The organism is Gordonia sp. YY1 (assembly GCF_009872315.1).
Classification (GTDB): Bacteria; Actinomycetota; Actinomycetes; order Mycobacteriales; family Mycobacteriaceae; genus Gordonia; species Gordonia amicalis.
The window spans coordinates 108,099-127,027 of record NZ_WXYI01000014.1; the positions used below are offsets into that span (position 1 = coordinate 108,099).

Annotated in this window: 18 protein-coding genes and 3 pseudogenes; 13 read left to right on the forward strand and 8 right to left on the reverse strand. The window is 66.8% G+C overall.

The features are described from left to right. Nucleotides 1–4: 4 nt before the first annotated feature. Nucleotides 5–853: pseudogene (locus BPODLACK_RS17395) on the forward strand (sulfurtransferase). A gap of 26 nt (nt 854–879) precedes the next feature. On the opposite strand, the gene BPODLACK_RS17400 reads toward BPODLACK_RS17395, so the two are convergent. The 3 genes and pseudogenes from BPODLACK_RS17400 to BPODLACK_RS17410 form a co-directional block, all read right to left on the reverse strand. Further along, entirely contained in the window at nt 880–1,845 is a 966-nt protein-coding gene (locus BPODLACK_RS17400; RefSeq protein WP_236577705.1) for a spirocyclase AveC family protein, read from the reverse strand. 112 nt (nt 1,846–1,957) lie between these two features. Next, nucleotides 1,958–2,146, reverse strand: coding sequence for a ferredoxin (locus BPODLACK_RS17405; RefSeq protein ID WP_006438018.1), 189 nt, complete (start codon nt 2,144–2,146; stop codon nt 1,958–1,960). Continuing rightward, nucleotides 2,143–3,626: pseudogene (locus BPODLACK_RS17410) on the reverse strand (aldehyde dehydrogenase family protein). The gene BPODLACK_RS17405 and the pseudogene BPODLACK_RS17410 overlap by 4 nt, the downstream one beginning before the upstream one ends. Before the next feature lie 162 nt (nt 3,627–3,788). Between BPODLACK_RS17410 and BPODLACK_RS17415 the strand changes: the two are divergent. Continuing rightward, nucleotides 3,789–4,595, forward strand: a complete 807-nt coding sequence (locus BPODLACK_RS17415; RefSeq protein WP_006438015.1) for a FadR/GntR family transcriptional regulator — start codon at nt 3,789–3,791, stop codon at nt 4,593–4,595. 32 nt (nt 4,596–4,627) lie between these two features. Here the strand turns inward: BPODLACK_RS17415 and BPODLACK_RS17420 are convergent, their stop codons facing one another. Then, nucleotides 4,628–4,786 carry a hypothetical protein gene (locus BPODLACK_RS17420; protein WP_159405810.1) on the reverse strand — a complete coding sequence of 53 codons (159 nt, stop codon included), beginning with the start codon at nt 4,784–4,786 and terminating at the stop codon, nt 4,628–4,630. Nucleotides 4,787–4,914: 128 nt separating this feature from the next. On the opposite strand from BPODLACK_RS17420, the gene BPODLACK_RS17425 reads away from it, so the two are divergent. From BPODLACK_RS17425 to BPODLACK_RS17455, 7 genes are read left to right on the forward strand one after another with little or no spacing between them, the layout of a single operon-like run. Then, complete coding sequence (locus tag BPODLACK_RS17425; protein WP_236577706.1) at nt 4,915–5,886, forward strand: class I adenylate-forming enzyme family protein; 972 nt, start codon at nt 4,915–4,917, stop codon at nt 5,884–5,886. Between the two features lie 25 nt (nt 5,887–5,911). After that, nucleotides 5,912–6,229 carry a hypothetical protein gene (locus BPODLACK_RS17430; RefSeq protein WP_006438013.1) on the forward strand — a complete coding sequence of 106 codons (318 nt, stop codon included), beginning with the start codon at nt 5,912–5,914 and terminating at the stop codon, nt 6,227–6,229. A gap of 20 nt (nt 6,230–6,249) precedes the next feature. Next, nucleotides 6,250–7,269 (forward strand): MCE family protein, encoded by a 1,020-nt coding sequence (locus BPODLACK_RS17435; protein ID WP_159405811.1) that lies wholly within the window; start codon nt 6,250–6,252, stop codon nt 7,267–7,269. After that, the gene (locus tag BPODLACK_RS17440) at nt 7,266–8,372 is read left to right on the forward strand and encodes an MCE family protein (RefSeq protein WP_236577707.1); all 1,107 of its coding nucleotides are present in this window, start codon (nt 7,266–7,268) and stop codon (nt 8,370–8,372) included. The genes BPODLACK_RS17435 and BPODLACK_RS17440 overlap by 4 nt, the downstream gene beginning before the upstream one ends. Continuing rightward, nucleotides 8,369–9,487, forward strand: coding sequence for an MlaD family protein (locus BPODLACK_RS17445; protein WP_159405812.1), 1,119 nt, complete (start codon nt 8,369–8,371; stop codon nt 9,485–9,487). Before BPODLACK_RS17440 ends, BPODLACK_RS17445 begins: the two co-directional genes overlap by 4 nt. Beyond that, nucleotides 9,484–10,272, forward strand: coding sequence for an MlaD family protein (locus tag BPODLACK_RS17450; protein ID WP_159405813.1), 789 nt, complete (start codon nt 9,484–9,486; stop codon nt 10,270–10,272). Before BPODLACK_RS17445 ends, BPODLACK_RS17450 begins: the two co-directional genes overlap by 4 nt. A 31-nt stretch (nt 10,273–10,303) precedes the next feature. Further along, nucleotides 10,304–11,038: a hypothetical protein gene (locus BPODLACK_RS17455; protein ID WP_006438007.1), complete on the forward strand. Its 735-nt coding sequence runs from the start codon at nt 10,304–10,306 to the stop codon at nt 11,036–11,038. 12 nt (nt 11,039–11,050) lie between these two features. Here the strand turns inward: BPODLACK_RS17455 and BPODLACK_RS17460 are convergent, their stop codons facing one another. Further along, nucleotides 11,051–11,368, reverse strand: a complete 318-nt coding sequence (locus BPODLACK_RS17460) for a hypothetical protein (protein ID WP_159405830.1) — start codon at nt 11,366–11,368, stop codon at nt 11,051–11,053. 291 nt (nt 11,369–11,659) lie between these two features. Further along, nucleotides 11,660–12,914 (reverse strand): annotated as a pseudogene (locus BPODLACK_RS17465) (DUF222 domain-containing protein). Nucleotides 12,915–13,178: 264 nt separating this feature from the next. Between BPODLACK_RS17465 and BPODLACK_RS17470 the strand changes: the two are divergent. The 4 genes from BPODLACK_RS17470 (at nt 13,179) to BPODLACK_RS17485 (ending at nt 17,255) form a co-directional block, all read left to right on the forward strand. Next, on the forward strand, nt 13,179–14,252 hold the full coding sequence (locus BPODLACK_RS17470; RefSeq protein WP_159405814.1) for an ADP-ribosylglycohydrolase family protein: 1,074 nt from the start codon (nt 13,179–13,181) through the stop codon (nt 14,250–14,252). Nucleotides 14,253–14,505: 253 nt separating this feature from the next. Next, nucleotides 14,506–15,801 (forward strand): MFS transporter, encoded by a 1,296-nt coding sequence (locus tag BPODLACK_RS17475; protein ID WP_159405815.1) that lies wholly within the window; start codon nt 14,506–14,508, stop codon nt 15,799–15,801. 79 nt (nt 15,802–15,880) lie between these two features. Further along, on the forward strand, nt 15,881–16,660 hold the full coding sequence (locus BPODLACK_RS17480; protein WP_159405816.1) for an MFS transporter: 780 nt from the start codon (nt 15,881–15,883) through the stop codon (nt 16,658–16,660). Nucleotides 16,661–16,757: 97 nt separating this feature from the next. Next, nucleotides 16,758–17,255 (forward strand): NADPH-dependent FMN reductase, encoded by a 498-nt coding sequence (locus tag BPODLACK_RS17485; RefSeq protein WP_024499740.1) that lies wholly within the window; start codon nt 16,758–16,760, stop codon nt 17,253–17,255. Between the two features lie 18 nt (nt 17,256–17,273). Here the strand turns inward: BPODLACK_RS17485 and BPODLACK_RS17490 are convergent, their stop codons facing one another. Together BPODLACK_RS17490 and BPODLACK_RS17495 are read right to left on the reverse strand one after the other, a co-directional pair. Beyond that, on the reverse strand, nt 17,274–18,074 hold the full coding sequence (locus BPODLACK_RS17490) for an SDR family NAD(P)-dependent oxidoreductase (protein ID WP_159405817.1): 801 nt from the start codon (nt 18,072–18,074) through the stop codon (nt 17,274–17,276). A 53-nt stretch (nt 18,075–18,127) separates the two neighbouring features. Then, nucleotides 18,128–18,859, reverse strand: coding sequence for a mycothiol-dependent nitroreductase Rv2466c family protein (locus BPODLACK_RS17495; protein ID WP_159405818.1), 732 nt, complete (start codon nt 18,857–18,859; stop codon nt 18,128–18,130). Between the last annotated feature and the right edge of the window lie 70 nt (nt 18,860–18,929).

An 18,929-nucleotide genomic window follows, 5' to 3' on the forward strand; every position in this document is an offset into this window, starting at 1 on the left:
CGCCATGCACGAGTACCTCATCGCGCCGCTCGACCTGGCCGAACATCTTCTGAGCACGCCCCCGGTCGTCCTCGACGTGCGCTGGCGGCTCGGCGACCCCGACGGTCGCGAGCACTACCGGCAGGGCCACATTCCGGGCGCGGTGTAAGTCGACCTCGACACCGAGTTGGCCGCCCCGCCGTCCGGGCCGGCCGGCGGCCGGCGGCCGGCATCCGCTCCCCGCGATCGACGATCTGCAGGCAGCCGCTCGTCGGTGGGGGATCAACGACGGCGTGCCCGTCGTCGTCTACGACGATTCGGGCAACCTCGCGGCCGCGCGGGCATGGTGGTTGCTCCGCTGGGCGGGGCACGCCGACGTCCGCCTGCTCGACGGTGGTCTCGCCCCTGGTGTGCCGAGGGTCTGCGCACGACGACGGGAGACGGTGGGCGACCGCGCGCCGGCACGGTCACGCTGACCGCCGGGAACCTCCCGGTCGCCACGATCGACGACGTAGCGGACGGTGACGCGCTGCTCGTCGATGCTCGTGCGGGAGAACGGTATCGCGGTGACGTCGAGCCGGTCGATCCACGGGCCGGACACATCCCGGGTGCGGTCAACGCCCCGACGGTCGACAACATCGACGAGACGGGGCGCTTCCGTTCGGCCGACGAACTGCGGCGCCGATTCGCCGAGGTCGGCGTCGTACCCGGTGACGAGCGCGAGGTGGTGGTCTACTGCGGCTCCGGGGTCAACGCGACCCACGGGATCGCCGCCCTGGCGGTCGCCGGCATCGACGCGACCCTGTTTCCCGGGTCGTTCTCGCAGTGGTCGTCGGACCCGGATCGGCCGGTCGCGCTGGGCGTGCAGCGCTGACGGCCATCCCGTGATTCGGCGTTCGGCTACTTGAGGTGCGGACAGGGCGGGTTCTCGGCCAGTCCGCACATGTTCTGGTGCAGGTAGCTCGGTACATCGGTGGGCGCGACGTCGGCGTGCATGTTGACCAGGTTGAAGCCGAGGAAGAAGACCGCGAGGATCACGTTCATCACCGCCGAGAACGCGAGGATGCGCACGACGGCGACGCCGCGGGTGATCTTGAGCCGTTCGATGCCGGCGTCGGTGATCAGCCGGTCGCCGTCGCGGCGGAACAGGTAGAAGCACATCGACGCCACCATGACGACCGAACCGAAGACGATGCCCTCGTACAGCGGGAACTGGTTGAGCGTGCCGGTGAAGATGGACCAGGTCTCGTTCACCCGCAGGTACGACCACAGCCCCTGGCGCTGCAGGATCTGCTCGCTCATGGTGTCCAGCACGAGGAAGATCAGCAGCAGGGCCGCGATGATGCCGGCCTTGTTGAGCCGCGGCCAGCGTGCTCGCGCGGCCTTCACGGCCTTGTCGATGCCGACGACGGCCAGCGGGAGGAAGAGCATGTAGTCGGCCAGCTCGTACAGGATCGGGGCGGGGGTCTCGGGTCCCTTGCTGACCCAACCCGGAACGAACTCGCCCCATGTGCCCATGTTGAGGAAGGCCGAGTTGTAGGAGAAGACGGGTACCACCGCGTTGACGCCGACGTCCTGCCAGCAGGTGAGCAGCCAGCCCATCATGAAGACGCCGATGGTGGGGAACTGTCCGTCGCGTCGTGTCCGGCGCACCAGCCAGATGATCGAGGCGATCACGCCGACGACGCAGATGACCTCCGACGCCCGGATGATGACCAGCGTGTGGGTCGGTACATCGTCGGGGCCGGTCGGAATGGGGGTGAAGGAGTCGGAGAAGATCCACCGGATGTAGACGTAGGCCTGGATGGCGACGAAGACCGCCCCCAGCCGGGCGAGCCACACGATCGGCGGCGACTCCTTGGCCACCGGTGCGGCGACCGGTCATCCGGTGAGGTCTGCCCGACCGCACCCGAATCGGGTTTCTCCCCAAGTGAACTCGACATTGCTTGTTCAGTCCTCCCGATGACCGGTAACGGTCTCATTCGATGCGGATCGCGCTCTGCGGACAGTTGGCGATGGCCTCCTTGGCCGCTGCTTCCTGATCGGTCCCGATCTCTTCGGTGATCGGGAAACTCACTCCGTCGTCGTCGAGGTCGAAGAGATCGGGTGCGACGGCGATGCAACGACCGTGACCGCCGCACCTGTCCTGGTCGACGACGACCCTCATCGACCGGCTGCCCACTGAATCGTCTTGTGCTGCAAGTACTCCGACAGTCCATGCGCGCCGAACTCGCGGCCGATGCCGCTGTGCTTGTAGCCGCCGAACGGTCCGTCGGGCATCAATCCGCCTCCGCCGCCGTTGACGACGACCATGCCGGTGCGGAGTTGGCGGGCAATGCCGTGTGCGCGTACGGGGTCGGCCGACCAGACGCCGCCGGAGAGTCCGTACGGACTGTCGTTGGCGATCCGGACGGCCTCGGCATCGAAGGAGAAGGGGTGACCACACCGACGGGGCCGAAGATCTCGCTCTGGGCGATCTTCATACCGTTGTCCACACCCACGAAGAGGGTGGGCTCGACGAAGAACCCCTTGTCGAGTCCGGCGGGTCGTCCACCGCCGTAGGCGATCTGGGCGCCTTCCTGCTGGCCGACCCGGATCAGTTCCTCCACCCGGGGGCGCTGGGCCTCACGGATGAGCGGACCCATCACCACGTTGGGATCGGCCGGATCGCCCACCGGGACGTAGTCGAGCGCCATCTTGACGCGGCCGACGAGCTCGTCGTGCAGCGATTCGTGCACGAGGATGCGGGTCATCAGTGCGCATCCCTGTCCGGCATGGGTGAGGAAGCCCCCGAGCACGCTCTGCATCACCTTGTCCAGATCGGTGTCCTCGAGGAGGATGTTCGCCGACTTGCCGCCGAGCTCGAGCACCACCTTCTTCAGCGACTGTGCCCCCTGCCCATACACTTTCGTGCCCACCGTGTCACTGCCGGTGAAGCTGATGATGTCGACGCCGGGATGGGTGGTCAGCGCTTCGCCCGCCTCGACGTCGCCGGTGATGATGTTCAGGACGCCCGGCGGCAGTCCCGCGGCCTCGGCGATCTCGCCGACCACGAGGGCCTCGAACGGCGTGTACGGCGAGCATTTGAGAACAACCGTGCAGCCCGCGGCCAGTGCCGGCGCGACCTTGCAGAGGTTCAGGAACAGCGGGAAGTTGAACGGCGTGATCTGGGCGGCGACACCGAAGGGCTCGCGGACCACCACACCCTGACCGATGCCGTTGCCGATCATCGGCGGCAGCGGGGTCTCGAACTCGAAGCCGGGGAGTATGCGGTCGACGAGGTCGAAGAAGTGGTCGATCGGGGTGCCGACCTGCAGGAACTCCGCCAGCGCACGGGTGGATCCCGCTTCGGCGACGGAGAGGTCCACCAGCTCGGCGCGGCGGTCGGCGAAACCCTCGGCCATCCGGCGCAACACCGCGCCTCGCTCGCGCACGGACATCCGCGGCCACGGGCCCTCGTCGAACGCAGCTCGTGCGGCGCCGACCGCGTCCTCGACGTCGGCGACAGTTGCCTGCGGCACCGTCCCGATCACCGCCTCGGTCGCGGGGTTGATCACGGTGATCGTCTCGGCGCCGCGGCCGTCGACCCATTTGCCGTTGATGAAGAGCTGCCCGGTACGTGTGCTCTGGGTTGATGCATCCGACATGCTGTGGGTACCTCCCCTGCGTCCCGCAGGATCACTAGATGAGTTAGATGATTGAACCGTACAATGGGTGTGATCATCTTCATGTCGGTTTGGTCAAAACCGGGGTGTTATTCGGCCGGGTGCTAGGCTGAATCCCGCTCGGCAGTCGCCGGCTTCCGGAAGGTGTGGGAATTGGCCAACAGCTCGTTCGACGAGAACGGATTGCCCAAGCGGATTCAGGTCCCCAAGACCGCTGAACTCATCGCTCAACAGCTGCGCGGTCAGATCGTGCGCGGGGTGCTGAAGCCGGGTGACATGTTGCCGCCGGAAACCGTGCTGGGACAACGGTTCGATGTCTCGCGGCCCACGCTACGAGAAGCATTCCGCATCTTGGAGAACGAATCGCTCATCGTCGTCCGCCGCGGCTCGCGCGGTGGCGTGCAGGTGGTTTCGCCCGATGTGTCCGTTGCCGCCCGCTATATCGGGCTGCTGCTGCAGATCCAGAACACCACGCTCTCCGATCTGTACGAGGCCCGGATGGTCCTCGAGCCGGCCGCGGTTCGGATGCTCGCCGCACGCCGGACCGACGACGACCTCAAGGCTCTCGTCGTGGTGATCGACGAACTCGCGGACCTGGTCGACGCCGGGGCCGATGCCGCCGACCTCGACCAGTGGTCGCGGACCGCGTTCCGCTTCCACGATCTGATCCTGGAGCGCGCGGGCAACCAGGCGATCGGACTCATCGGTCAGGTTCTCGCCGACGTGGTCGCGACGCACATGTCGCGTGTCGTATCCCGATCCACGGACACCGGCGAGGTCGCCGCGCAGTTCAAGAAGACGATCCGGGCATTCCGCAAGCTCATCACGCTGGTCGAGGCCCGCGACGCCGAAGCGGCCGAGGCTCACTGGCGCCGGCATATGAAGACGGCTGCCAAGAAGATGCTGTGGGGTCGGTTCGCGACGGAATCCGTGGTCGACCTCTTCAACTGAGGGACGCAAAACGGTGAACTGATTACACTTAATCATCGACGATGAGCGGTGTGCGCTGCTCGACGCTGCGCACCATTCGTGAGCTCACGTGGATTGGCGGAAACATGGGTGTCGGCCTTCTTCTGGACATGGTGGAATCCGGGCTCGGTGATCGAGTCGCGCTCGGCGACCGTGCCTCGGGTCTCACCCATGGCGACGTGGTCGCCACCGCCCGTGGCGGTGCGGCGGTCATCTCCGGGTCTTCCCCTCCGATGGCGCTGTCGGGCGTCCGCCCTCGGAAGTCATCTATCTCGGCCGCAACGGCCCCGGATATCCGCAGGTGTTCTTCGCCGCGGCGATGGCCGGCGTGCCCTTCGTCCCGGTCAACTACCGTCTGGGCGACGAGGTGCTCGGCGATCTCGTCGACGACTTCGACCATCCTCTGATCGTCGTCGAGGAGCGATACCGTGACCGGGTCGCCGGGCGGGACCAGGTGGTCGGCCTCGACGACTTCCTGGCTGCGGCGCGAGCGGCGGAACCGATGCCGCCCATCGATGTTCCCGACGACGCGCCCGCGGTCCTGCTCCACACGAGCGGTACCACGTCGAAACCCAAGGTCGTACCGCTGCGGCACGAGAACCTCCAGGCCCACGGGTTCGCGACCGTCGACTTCGCCGGCGCCGGAGAAGAAGAGGCGGCCCTCATCACCGTGCCGCCGTACCATGTGGCGGCGGTCGGGGCCACGCTCACCAACTTCTACGGCGGCCGTCGAGTCGTGCACCTTCCCGACTTCGATGCCGGCGATTGGCTGGACCTGGTTGCACGAGAGTCGATTTCATCGGCGACCGTGGTTCCGACCATGCTCGCCCGTGTCGTCGACGCTCTCGGTGGCGAGGTCGCGGAGGCGCCGGCACTGCGATTGATCTCCTACGGCGGTGCGCGACTACCGCTTCCGGTTCTCGAACGTGCGATGCGCGCGTTCCCCGACGCCGGCTTCTGCAACGCGTACGGACTCACCGAGACGAGTTCGACACTCGCACTGCTGGGTCCGGACGATGATGCCCGGGCCATCGCCTCTGACGACCCGCGCATCCGACGGCGGCTCGAGAGCGTGGGGCGCCCCATACCGGGCATGGAGATCGAGATCCGCGATGCCGACGGGAAACCCGTCGGTCCGGGCGAGACCGGCTCGCTGTTCGTCCGCGGTGCACAGGTGTCGGGTTCCTACCTGGGGAAGGGCTCGGTTCTCGACGACGAGGGCTGGTTCCCCACCAACGACCAGGCCTGGGTCGACGACGAGGGTTACCTCTGAGGACCTCGTCGGAACCGCCGACGTCATGACAGAAGTCGGTGGACGCCTCGCGGAGATCGCCTCCGACACCGCACCGTCCTTCGACGCCTTCCTCACCCGACAGCCGGGCTTCCTCGCCCACTTCGCCGAGAAGAAGTCCGAATTCGAGTACCTGGGCGCCAACGTCCCACTGCTCCTGAAGGGGATGGCCCGCGTCAGCCAGGAGGGCAGCTTCCTCAGCGCCTACGTGTGTGACCTCAATCCCGCCGACTTCGTTCCGTTCCTCACCCCGCTGGCACCGGCCATCGTCGCCGCGGCCACGCCTGGCGGGAAGCCGAAGTACTCGCCGATCTGTCAGCCATGAAAACGTCAGGGACCCGCCGAATGACCGATCGATCGCCCCGGAAGCCGATCGCCGAATGGAACTCGCTCTACCTGGGCCTCGGCGGCGTGGGCGTCCTCGTCCTCGTCGTCGGGATCAGTGCGATCGACGTCGGCCGGAAGAACATCGAAGCCGAGTTCGCACAGGCCGGTGAGATCCGGAACGGTGATCAGGTGACTCTCGCCGGTGTGCCGGTGGGTGAGGTCAAGGGATCACGTCTCGACGGGAATCGGGTCATCATCTCGATGAACATCGACCGCGGAATCCGGCTAGGCAACGAGACCAAGGCGGAGATCAAACTCACCACGATCCTCGGCTCGCGCTACATCGCGATCACCCCGGCGGGATCGGGATCACTGGAAGATGATCGGGTTCCATTGCGCAACACCCGGGTTCCCTACGACCTGCAGGAGACGATCGAGGATGCGACCACCAACTTCGAGCAGGTCGACGCCGGTGGGCTCGCCGACGCCATGACGACACTGTCGACACAACTCGAGGGGGCGCCGGAGGTTGTACCGGAGGCCATCTCCACCGCACACACCCTCTCGGAGATCATCGCGACCCGGCGCACCCAGCTGGGCGAACTGATCACCGGTGCCGAACGTGTCACCACGGTCATCCGCAACCAGGAGTCCAACATCGGATCGCTGATGGTCCAAGGACGGAACCTGATGGTCGAGTTGACCCGACGCCGGGACGCCGTCCACGGGATGTTCAACGCCACCACGGCTCTCGTCGCGCAGTTGCATCGCATCACCGTCGTGAACCGGCCGGCGCTCGATGCACTCATCGAGGACCTGAACGGGATGCTGGGTGCGCTCGCCCGTCACGACGACCTGCTGCGCAACACGCTCCAGGCCCTGCCGCTGCCGGTGCGCAACTTCACCAATGCGACCGGCGCCGGCAACTACATCGACTTCACCGGGCCCGCAGGCTTTCTCATCGACTCATGGATGTGTGCGCTGAGCGGACGAGCCGAACAGGTTGGACGCGCACAGTATTTCGAGGACTGCCGATGAGACGACCACGTATGCGCACTCTGGTGGTGGTGACGGCGATCGCGGTTGCGGTGGCGGCGACGATCGTCGCGATCTGGAACCCGTCGTCCGGCTCCCACCGGATCGTCGCACAGTTCGACAGTGCCGCAGGCCTCTACGACGGCAACAAGGTGTCGGTCCTGGGAATCACGGTCGGCCACATCACCGACATCAGTCCGCGCGGCACCGTCGTCGACGTCACCATGGAGGTCGACGAGGAGGTGACCCTGCCGGTCGACGTGACGGCGGTGGCGGTGTCGTCGTCGGTGCTCACCGACCGCCACGTCGAACTCACCCCCGCCTACTCCGGCGGACCGAAGCTGGCCGCGGACGCGTTCCTGCCGCTCGACCGGACCCGGACGCCCATCGAGTTCGACCGCCTGCTCACGATGACCGACAACCTGGCCGGTGAGCTCGGCGGGGACGGAAAGGGCGGGGGACCGATCGCCGACATGCTGTCGGTGACCTCCGAGTCCCTGGACGGCAACGGCCCGGCCCTGCGCGACGCACTCGGGCAACTGTCGAAGGCCCTGCGCACCGGAGCCGACCCGAGCGCCACCCGGGAGGCGATCGTCAAGCTCGTGGACAACCTCGACATCCTCACCGAGGCCGCCGCGAACAACGACAAGACGATTCGCGAATTCGGCGGCAGCCTGCGGGCGATGAGCCAGGTCATCGCGGATCAGCAACTGGGCGAGGGAGACACCGGCGCCAAGCTCAACCAGATTCTCGCCAAGACCTCGGAACTGCTCAAAGAGAACAGGATTCCGCTACGGAACGCGGCCCGCGACGCGACCACCGTCACCCGCACGCTCGCCGACTACCAACGTGAACTCTCCGAGTTCCTGAACCTGACGCCGACGCTGATGAACAACGCCTACAACGCGATCGACCAGATCAACGGCACGATCCGGGTGCACACCTTCGCCGACCGGATTCTCTTCGACCAGCAGGTCCTCAAAGAGGTCTGCAATCTCGCGAACCTGAAGGACCTCGGGTGCAACACCGGTAAGCCACAGGACTTCGGCCCGGATTTCGGAGTGACGGCGATGCTGGCCGCGATGGCGGGGGTCGGACAGAAATGAACGCGGCGAGGCGAATTCACCGGCAGGCCGTCACCGCGGTCGTAACAGTGCTGATCTGCGTACTCAGCGGGTGTTCGGTGGGTCTGGGACAACTTCCGCTTCCGGCGCCCGGCACCAGCGGCGACGGGTTCGAGCTGAAAGCGCAGTTCGACAACGCGCTGAACCTCCCGGCCAAGGCGAAGGTGCGGCTCCTGGGCGCCGACGTGGGATTCGTGGAGTCGATGGAGGTCGACGATTATCTCGCCGATGTCGGTATGCGGATCGCCGACGGGACCCGCCTTCCGGAGGGAACCCGTGCCGAACTACGTTCCGCCACACCGCTCGGCGACGTGTTCGTCGCCCTCGAACCACCTGCCGAACCGGAGCCGGGCGCGGTCCTCCTCGGTGACGGCGACGTCATCCCGCTGGACCGCACGTCGGCCGGAGCCACGGTGGAGGAGGTGCTGTCGACGGCCGCCATGCTGGTCAACGGCGGTGCCATCCGCAACCTCACCGACATCGTCAACGGTCTGGGCGAATCGCTCGGCGACGACGGGCACCAACTCGGCAAGCTCGTCAGGCAGTCGACGGTCCTGGTGTCCTCGCTGTCGGCACGGACCGAGGAGATCGAGGCCGTCCTCGGTTCCGCGAGCCGGCTGGCGTCGACGGTGTCTGCACGGCAGCAGACCATCGACTCGGCCCTCGCGGCAGCCGGACCCGCGCTGTGGACGGTGGCCGACAACACGCAATCGATCCTGACGACCGTCGAGCAGGTGGACCGGATCATCCGGCAACTCGGCGCGTTCCCGTCGGTGAAGGGGACCGCCGCCGGTGGGATGATGGACGACATCAACCGGATCGCCGCGTCGCTCAACGCAGCTGCCACGGCACCGGGAGCCAGCCTCGACGCGGTCAACCGCATCCTCGGGCCCATCGTCAAACTGACCGACGCGACGTCGGGACACACGGACGTCGCGATCTCCCAGTTCGCGATCGGCGCCCTCGACGACCCGAATCACCGGGCTGATCCGGGAATGCGACTGCCGGACGTCACCGACTGGCAGCAGTTCATCGGATCGTTGTCGGTCACGTTGATGCGATTGCGTCAGCACGTCGAACCGGGAGCGCCGCGATGAGCGCGCGGCCCGACCTCGTGGAGACCGGAGCCCGAGGCGTCGTTGCGGCCGTGCGATGGGGGCGTCGGCGTCGGAACTGGTTGTCGGTGCTGGGACTTCTGACGATCCTCGTCGTCGGAGTGGCGTACCTGCTGCTCGACACCCTGCAGCGGGATCCGACCGCATCGAACATCCGCGTCGAGGTCGAACTCGCGCAATCCGGTGGGCTGCTGCCGAATCAGGACGTCACGCTGCGCGGCGTCCCGGTCGGCCGGGTCGATTCGGTGCGTATCGACGACGAGGGGGTGCGCGTGGTCGCCACCATCGACGCCGGCATCAGGATCCCGGCCGACGGAGAAGTCAGGGTGTCGAGCCTGTCGCCGGCCGGTGAACAGTTCCTCGACTTCCGGCCGGCCGGCGATTCCGCGCCGTTCCTCCGCGTCCCGGCATTGCGCGAGTTCTTCTTCCCGACGCAACGCTCCGGGTCGACACTCGACGCGATCGGTACCGCCTTCCGCGACGGTGGCCTGTGGGGCAGCGTCGACGTCTACCCGCGCGTCCCCTGCGACTACGACCTTCCCCGGGCGGCAGCGTCGCGGCCGGATTTCCCGGAGCCGTTCATCAACACGCACTGCAAGAACACCGAACTCCTGGTTCGTGGTGCGGGCGCTGTGCCACGGCCGCCCGGCGACGACACCAACCTGCCGGCACCGGGGAGCGATCCCCAGGCCCGGACCGACCCGACACCGCGTGGACCGAAGACCATTCCGACGCCGTTCGGCGGCCCCGACATCCACTACAACTAGACCACCCGTATCCGAGGCGAGAGGCGAGACCATGAGCGCGGCCACGACGAACAAGACGACCGGGACCACGACTCCGAAGGGCAAGGACGTCGTGAAGAAGTCCCCCGTGCGGGGAGGCAGGTCGCGGCGATCCCACAACGAGTCGGTGGTGGACGAGGTCTCGTCCGACGCGACCACGGAGACCACCGAGATCGAGGTCGGGGACGCAGATGTGGTCGATTCACCCGCGGCCCCCGAGCAGGAGACTTCGGCGCGTCGTCGTCCCGTGATCCGGGCGGGACGGCTGGCCGGTCTCCTGCGGCCGCGCCGGGTCGTTGCGGTCCTCGCGATCCTCGCGCTGCTCGCCGGTGGGGGATATGCGGGTTGGAAGCTCTACGAGAACCATGCGGTCGACCAGGCCGAGCAGCAGGCGGTGGCCACCGCCAAGGACTACGCGGTCACGCTGACCAGTATCGACTCCGGCAGCATCGACCAGAACTTCACCGAGGTCCTCGGTGGCGCGACCGGCGAGTTCAAGGACATGTACTCGCGGTCGAGCAGTCAGCTCAAGCAGATGCTCGTCGACAACAAAGCCACCAGCAAGGGTGTCGTCATCGACGCGGGCGTGAAGTCGGCGACGACCGATCGCGTCGTGGTGATGCTGTTCGTCGACCAGTCGATCACCAACACCGCGAGCCCGGAACCGCGCGTCGACCGCAGCCGGGTGCTGATGACCATGGAGAAGGTCGACGGTCGCTGGCTGGCGAGCAAGGTGGATCTGCCATGATCCTCGGATGACTCAGCGCCGAGGATTCGGCGGGTCCCCGGCCGGGCGCAGCGCCCAGGACGGCACCCAGTGCGTCACCTTCTCCTGGCGGTCCTTGGCAGTGATCGTGTAGGTCACCTTGCCGTACCAGGCGCCCCACTCGTCGCGTCCCCACTCGGTGAGCACGCCCAGGTGGACCGACCGTATCTGCAGGCCTTCGGGGTTGTATTCGCCGGTGAAGTGGGGTGCGTTGGGGTAGAGGGCGCCCAGGTCGATGAGCACCGCCTTGTGGCCGACCCGCACGAACGCCGGCCGGTGTGGTTGGCCGTTGTCCCCGCCAATCCACTTCATGCTCACGTCAGAATTATCGCACGTATGTTCGAGTAGTGAACAGTGGTGGTGGCTGGTCATCTCGCCCGCCGCGATAGTGCACGTCGGCACGGCGGAGCGTGCCGCCTCTCGCCCCATCCGTTCCCGCCGACGAGGATGCGCGAGCGGGAACGGATGGGTGTGCGGACCCGGGTGAGCTTGGATTTCACACTGTGGAGTTGTCAAAGAACGAGTGCGGATCGACGGACCGAACCGCCCGCTGGTTGAGGGGGTGAGTGGCTTGCGACGGGGCTATCGAAACCGGGCTGTCTGTCAGGCGGCGTCGTCGAGTCGCATGGTGCGTCGGTTGTGGGCGGGTAGGGCGCGGCGTTGCGGGTCGATGTCGGCGGGTGGGATGAGCCAGGGGTGGCGGTCGTAGCCGAGGAGGATGTCCCAGCCGTGGTGGTGGACCTGGGTGTGGCAGCGTTGGCAGAGCAGGCAGCCGTTGTCGAGGTCGGTGTTGCCGTCGTCGGTCCAGTGTTGGATGTGGTGGACCTGGGTATGGGATGGCGGCGCACCGCATTTGATGCAGGTCTCGTCACGCAGGATGATCGCCTTGCGCAGGTGTGCCGGGAACAGTCGTCGTTCGCGGCCCATCTGCAAGGGCACGGTCTCGCCGTCGATGATGATCTCGGTCAAGGAACCGTCACACGACAGTTGTTTGGCGATGACGTGGGTGACCGGGCCCGTCCAAGGGAGTGTGGCGGGGTCGCCGGTGGCGGGAATGGTCAACGCCACTTGGGTTCTGGGGGTGCCAATGGTGTCCATGGCCGCTCCAACGGCAGCTTGATCCAACAGCACCTCCAGCGCGTCGGCTCGGATCTGGGCGGCTGAGCGTCGATCGGGGGGAGCCGTCGGGTTCGGGTCGGGGCACGCCGCGTTCGTCGATCATGGCGATGAATTTCTCGCCGACGACTTGGGTCACGTTGGCATGGATCTCGACGCGACTGTCTTCGGTCGTGTGGTGGGAGAGGGTGTCGAGGGTCCGGTCGTCGCTGGCGGGGATTCCGTTGTCGGAGGTGTCGGCGATGGTGTTGCCGATCATCTGGGCGTGCTTCTGTATCTCGGGGGGTGTGGCTCCCGACAGGGCTTGGGTGACGAGCTCGGTTTCGTAGATGGCGTGGTCTTCGTCGGAAAGCGCTGTGGGGGAACGTCTCTCGATGGTCGTGATTCCGCGCACGATGGCGTCGACGACCTCGGCGGAGAGGCGTCCGTCGGCCGCGTAGGCCTCGGCCTTGCTCAATGTGCCCATCGCGTCGGCGATGCGGGTGGCGCGTGTGGAGACCGCGGGTGCGAAGCCCATCTCGATCAGCAGCTTCTTGGTGGTGGACCCGGCCTTCTCGGCGACGCGTAGTTCATCGAGTTGTGCTGTGTGGGAGACGATCTGGTGATCGACGGTGTTGCGGATCAGGCGTAGGAGATTGAGCTGCTCGCACGTCGTGCGGCCAGTGGGGTCGTCGGTGGGTGGGGTGATCTCGATGAGGTGGTCGAGGATTGCGTCGATTGAAGTCGTGGCGGTGTCGATCATGACGGAGCCGTCTCTCTCGTGGAGGCCTACATGCGGTTGGGTGGGACCGTCGTTGACTACTGCTCCGTCGTCAATTCTCTGTGTCTTCAGTTCTACCTCGGGGGTCTGACAAGAACTGCGGACCGGCTGCCCCGACCGATGTGATCGACGAAGCGGTCCACTCACAGCACGACGAGGCGTAGGCCTCGTCGAACTGTCGTCGTGCGAATGTCGTCCCTGCATGTGAACATGGTTGGAACACCGTGGAAAGTGCAGGTGACACCGATGAAGGATCAGTTTGTTGGTTGCCTGATCGGGGGTGCGGTCGGGGACGCGCTCGGGGGATCGGTCGAGTTCATGTCACGAGCGGCGATCGTCGATCGATTCGGTCCGGCCGGGATCACCTCCTATGCTCCCGCGTACGGCGGGATCGGCACCATCACCGACGACACCCAGATGACGCTGTTCACTGCCGAGGGACTTCTGCGCGCGTGGGTGCGGGACTGCGACGGCGGCATCTCGTGCTTCGCCGCGACGACGGCCCGCGCCTACCTTCGCTGGTTCATCACGCAGGGTGAACACCCGCGTCACGGTGTGCTGCCGATGACCGAACGAGCCACCTGGCTGATGAGCCACCGGGAACTCCATGATCAGCGCGCACCCGGCACCACTTGCCTGAGTGCTCTGCGCGCGACGACACGACCGGGTGCGCCGGCATCCAACAACAGCAAGGGCTGCGGCGGCGTCATGCGAGTCGCCCCCGTCGGGTTGTTCGCATCGCGCGCCGAATGGTCGGCGGTCGGAACCTTCGACCTCGCAACCTCGCTCGCGGCACTGACGCACGGTCATCCGTCGGGAGCATTGAGCGGAGGCGTACTCGCGGTGATGATTCGCGACCTCGTCGAAGGTGCGACGCTCGACGAGTCGCTCGCCGGCGCGAAGGACATCCTGCGAACCAAACCGGAGCACGACGAGACCCTTGCTGCCGTCGAACTCGCCGAGCAGATCGCTGCCGAGAACGTCGCGCCGGAGGAAGCCATTGCCCGCCTCGGCGAGGGGTGGGTGGCCGAGGAGGCGCTCGCGATCTCGATCTACTGCGCGCTCGTCGCACGCGACTTCGAACACGGCGTGGTGATCGCGGTCAATCACGACGGCGACTCGGATTCGACCGGGGCGATCACCGGCAACCTGCTCGGGGCCCGTGACGGCATCGGGGCGATCGGTGAGCAGTGGCTCGGACCGCTCGAACTACGCGACGTCATCACCGAGGTGGCCGTCGACCTCTACGAGTTCATCGACTGGGAACTCGACGCCCCGGGCGTCGCGGAGAAGTACGTCGGACTTCAGCCGACGGGCTGACCGATCCCGGTGGAACTGCACGCCCAGATCTCCCAACCGGATCAGGGCATGGCGGCAATCGGCGTGGTTCGCACGACGTCCGCCATCCGGGCAGGTCAGCGCGTCGTGCTCACGTGTCCGAGGTGCGCAATACGGCCGCCACGATCAGGTTCCCGATCGGTTACAGCTGTCCTATTGAGTACTCCTGCACGGTGATTCCGGTGGTGCCGTCCGGCGCCTTCACGGCCACCGGTGGCATGAGGAGGCACGACATATGACAGTGAAGGTCGCGGCGGGCACAGGTGACGCCGGAACCCGTTTGCTCGCAGGAGCATCGGGTGTGGGTTTCATCCTCGCGATCTGCGGCTCGAATGCGATGACGCCGCTGCTGCCCGGCTACATGGATCGCCACGGTTTCGGTCCGGCCGCGGCCGCGGTGTTGTTCGCCACCTACTTCGTCGCGCTCATCGTCATCCTGCTGATCTCCGCACGCGGCCCGCTCATCCGGCACACGCGCAAGGTGCTGCCGATCGCGTTCCTCACGGCCATCGTCGGCGACCTGGTGGAGATCGTCGGCGCCTGGTATCCGCTGGTGCTGTTCCCCGGGCGGTTGATGACAGGCGCGTCGGTGGCGCTCAGCACCGGTGCGGCGGCGGCGATGATGGTGGCGGCCCGCGGCGAGAAGGGTCGTGCGTTCATGGCGACCGGTTCTCTCATCGGTGCCGGGTCCGGACTCATCGCCGCGATCCTGATCGCGGTGTACCTGCCCTGGCAGCTGGTGACGGTCTACGCCATCCACGCGGTCGCGATGACGATCTGTCTCGGCTTCCTGGTCGCGGGACTCCGGGCGGCCCCGGATCTGCTTGCGCCAGGACGTGATCCGGTGCCGGTCGGCGAGCAGGAGATCGCGGACGTACCCTCGGCGCACACCGGAGATCTCGACGTGGTGGTCGACTCGTCCCGGTCCCGCGACCCCGGTGCGTTCCTCGTCGGGGCGCTGGCATGGGCGATCGGCGCGCTCGCGGTGGGAGCCATGCCGAATGCGATTCTTGCGACAGGCATCAGCGAGTCGTTGCTCGTCGCGCAATGTGTCGGCGGCGCATGCCTGATCGTCTCGATGCTGGCGAACTTCGTCGGCGTGGGTCTCCGCGTCATCACCACGCTGCCGTCGGTGGGATTGCTCCTGGCGTTTGGCTGGTCGATCGCGATCGCAGGTCTCGCGGTGGGCCGGCTCGAGGTGATCCTGTTGGGTACCGTCATCGGCGGCATCGGCCAAGCCGGTGGCTACCGGGTCGCGCTGGCGTACATCACCGTCGGGCTCACGCCCATCCAGCAGGGCCGGGTGGCGGCCACGTTCTCCGCCTTCGCCTACAGCGGGGCCGGGGTGATGGTGGTACTCGACGGCATCGCCGGGCAGCTGGCCGGAACAATCGGCGGGGCCGTCGCGATCGGTGTGGTCTATGCGGTCATCTCGGCGATCGCGATCGCGCTGGTGCTCCGGCGTACACGGGTGGCGACGCCGACCGTGACCCGGGCGGCGGATCGCCAGACGGCGGACACGACTTCCTGACCGCTGCCGGCTGTCGGTGATGTTGCAGTTCAGCGGCTTCCACATGGTCGGAGTCGAACCTGTGCCTACGGTGGGAGCCATGGCATCTGTCGCACGCGTCTCCGGTCCGATCACCTGGCTCGCGGTGTTTCTCGCAGTGGCGCAGGTGGTGGCGCCCGTTGTGCCGTTCTCCGGGATCGGTGCCTCACCCGATGAGTCGACGACCGATCTGCTCATCACGCCGGCAGGCTGGACGTTCTCCATCTGGAGCCTGATCTACCTGCTGTCGCTCGTCGTCGCGCTCGCGGTGGTCTGGAAGGGATCGACAGGGACCGCCGATCCACGTCGCCTGCTCATCGACCTCGAGATCGCGTTCGCCGGTGCGGCCATCTGGATTCTGGTGTCCGCCGCGGAATGGACGTGGATCACCCCGATCGTGCTGACCGTCATGACGATGGTGCTGCTCGACGCAGCACGGATCGCGGCGCGCCCTGCCGACTACGCGGCACCCGGCTGGTTGCGAGTGCTCACCCGCGTCCTGGTCGGCGTCTACGCCGCATGGGCCACAGCCGCGGTCTTCCAGAACTGGGCGGCCGCCATCGGCGCCGAGCTCGCCGACCCGCAGTCCCTCGGCTGGCAGCTGACGGTCCTGATCCTGTGCGCCCTGTTCGGGCTCGCCGTGACCGCGGTGGTCGGCTCCGTGCTGGTCGCCTATCCGCTCACTCTGGTCTGGGCGTTCCTCGGAATCCTGGACACGGCGCAGGGCGAGACGACCGCCGTCGTCGGAGTCGCGATCGGCACGATCGTCGCACTGGTGATCACGACGGGCGTCGTGTTCGTGGTGCGGCGTCGTGGTGGTGCGGTTCTGGCGTCGGCGTGACGTCAGCCCGCGTGATCGGTATCCCCGTTGGGTGGTGCGGCCGCGACGGTGCCCGGATAGCATCCAGCACGGTTCATTCCGACCGAGAGGCACCGCCATGACCACCACCGTCGTCGCAGGCAATCCGAAACCCGGCTCGCGGACGCTCGACGCGGCCAACCGGCTCGCCGAAGCGCTGACCGGATCCGCACCCGACCATGTGGTCGACGTCATCGAACTCGGCCCTGGTCTCCTCGGCTGGGGCGACGAGAAGGTCAAGGCGGCCGTCGAGACCGTTGCGTCGTCGGATCTCGTCATCGTCGCGAGCCCGACGTTCAAGTCGACCTACACCGGTGTTCTGAAGCTCTTCCTCGACCAGTTCGCGACCGGCGACGGTCTGCGCGGAGTCACCGCGGTGCCGCTCATGCTGGGGGCGGGTCCGGCGCACGCCATGGCACCCGACCTGCTGCTCAAGCCGGTGCTCGTGGAACTCGGCGCCGTGTGCCCGTTGCCCGGTCTCTACCTGATCGACTCCACCTACACCACCGACACCCGCATCGCCGATTACACCGATCGGTGGGCATCGGCGTTGCAGCCCAAGGTTTCCGATGCCTGATCCGACGGCGCCCCTCGTTCAGCTCGTGGAACCGGACCCCGGCGCGGAGAGAACGCGATGGAGCGCGGCTTTCACCGCATCGGGGGTGATCATGCTCGCGCCGGCCATGATTCGCGTCTTTGTCGACGCCGCCACGGATCGGGCTTTGCCGCTCATCATCGCGTGGTAGCCCTGTCTGGCGACCTCGGCCGGATCGTCCTTGGACATTTGGCCGATGCGGGTGTCGTCCATCTCGGCGCGATGGAAGAAGTTGGTCTCGGTGGGACCGGGCATCAGTGAGGTGACGGTGACCGCCGAATCCTTCAGCTCGTTCTGCAGCGCCTCCGCGAAGGACTGCAGAAACGACTTCGACGCGTTGTAGGTGGCCTGGAAACTACCCGGCATCATCGACGCGATCGACGACGTGATCAGCAACTTTCCCGAATCACGCTCGACCATGTCGCGCAGTACGAGCTTGGCGAGGTGGACGGTGGACCGCACGTTGAGATCGATGATCGACAAGTCCTCGGCGAGGTCGGTGTCGACGAATGCGCCGCCGTGCCCGATGCCGGCATTGAGAGCCACCGAGTTGAGGGGCCGCCCGGTGTTCCGAACGGCGGTGTAGAGCGCTTCGACGCCGTCGGCGGTGCGAAGATCCGCGCGGACCGCCGTGACCTCACGGCCCCGCTTTCGCAGCCGAACGGCGACGTCTTCGATTCCGGCGTCCTCAGCGCAGATGATCAGGTCGAACGCGTCGTCGACGAACCGTTCGGCCAGTTCGCGTCCGATGCCGCTCGATGCGCCGGTGACCAGTCCCAGACGTGCTTGTGGGTGTGCCATTCACAGCGGGTACCCGCAAGCTCTCGAATCATGCGGGAAGCCGCCGGGAACTCTCAGCCCTTCTGGGTCCGGCGGCTGCCGCCGTGCCAGTCCTCCTGCTCACCCGCCTCCGCGTCGGTCACGCCGAAGGCGCGGAGCTGTGGCTTCTCGCGCAGGCTGCGCTTGAGTTCGGCGAAACCGGGGAAACTCGCCAGCCCGATCACGTGATCCCACAACGTGAGCGCGTCCTCGTCACTCGGCAGGCGACTGATGACGGGGCCGAAGAACGCCACGCACTCCGGCGGCCGGAAGTGGATGATCGGTGTCCCGACGTCGCGGCCGGTCAGCGCGAGCGCCTCGTCGGTCTCGGCCTGGATCTCCGCATCGAGGTCGGTGTTCTCCAGCGCGTCGACGTGGTGGGCGGGAAGTCCGAGTTCTTCCAGTACCGGATCGAGGAAGCCGACGGTACCTCGGTAGTCGGTGTTGTCGACCGTGTAGGTGCCGGTGTGTTCCTCGAAGATCCGTGTGCCGAGAGCGGTGTAGAGCGGAGCGATCGCGTCGCGACCGTGTTCCCGACGGACGCTCGCGGCCACGCGCAGCAACCGGAGTCCGGCGGTGTGTCCGGCCTCGTACTCGGGTGGGAAGTGCGCGGCGTAGTCGATGTGCGCGTTCAGCAGTCGCAGCGAGATGAACCGCCAGTCGACGCGGTAGTCGCGCTGCGCCTGGACCTTTCGCACCCATTTGCTCGTCATCCAGGCGAACGGACACACGGGATCGAAGTAGAAATGGATGTCGGCGTCGGCCATGACATCGACGGTAGTCGTCGAGCACGAAGAACGCCCCGGGTGATCAGATCACCCGGGGCGCCTCGATCCG

Coding starts and splice junctions, on each gene's coding strand:
- BPODLACK_RS17405 (WP_006438018.1), bottom strand. CDS start 2,146: ATGAGGGTCGTCGTCGACCAGGACAGGTGCGGCGGTCACGGTCGTTGC.
- BPODLACK_RS17420 (WP_159405810.1), bottom strand. CDS start 4,786: ATGGGTGAGACCCGAGGCACGGTCGCCGAGCGCGACTCGATCACCGAG.
- BPODLACK_RS17430 (WP_006438013.1), top strand. CDS start 5,912: ATGACAGAAGTCGGTGGACGCCTCGCGGAGATCGCCTCCGACACCGCA.
- BPODLACK_RS17435 (WP_159405811.1), top strand. CDS start 6,250: ATGACCGATCGATCGCCCCGGAAGCCGATCGCCGAATGGAACTCGCTC.
- BPODLACK_RS17440 (WP_236577707.1), top strand. CDS start 7,266: ATGAGACGACCACGTATGCGCACTCTGGTGGTGGTGACGGCGATCGCG.
- BPODLACK_RS17445 (WP_159405812.1), top strand. CDS start 8,369: ATGAACGCGGCGAGGCGAATTCACCGGCAGGCCGTCACCGCGGTCGTA.
- BPODLACK_RS17450 (WP_159405813.1), top strand. CDS start 9,484: ATGAGCGCGCGGCCCGACCTCGTGGAGACCGGAGCCCGAGGCGTCGTT.
- BPODLACK_RS17455 (WP_006438007.1), top strand. CDS start 10,304: ATGAGCGCGGCCACGACGAACAAGACGACCGGGACCACGACTCCGAAG.
- BPODLACK_RS17460 (WP_159405830.1), bottom strand. CDS start 11,368: ATGAAGTGGATTGGCGGGGACAACGGCCAACCACACCGGCCGGCGTTC.
- BPODLACK_RS17470 (WP_159405814.1), top strand. CDS start 13,179: ATGAAGGATCAGTTTGTTGGTTGCCTGATCGGGGGTGCGGTCGGGGAC.
- BPODLACK_RS17475 (WP_159405815.1), top strand. CDS start 14,506: ATGACAGTGAAGGTCGCGGCGGGCACAGGTGACGCCGGAACCCGTTTG.
- BPODLACK_RS17480 (WP_159405816.1), top strand. CDS start 15,881: ATGGCATCTGTCGCACGCGTCTCCGGTCCGATCACCTGGCTCGCGGTG.
- BPODLACK_RS17485 (WP_024499740.1), top strand. CDS start 16,758: ATGACCACCACCGTCGTCGCAGGCAATCCGAAACCCGGCTCGCGGACG.
- BPODLACK_RS17490 (WP_159405817.1), bottom strand. CDS start 18,074: ATGGCACACCCACAAGCACGTCTGGGACTGGTCACCGGCGCATCGAGC.
- BPODLACK_RS17495 (WP_159405818.1), bottom strand. CDS start 18,859: ATGGCCGACGCCGACATCCATTTCTACTTCGATCCCGTGTGTCCGTTC.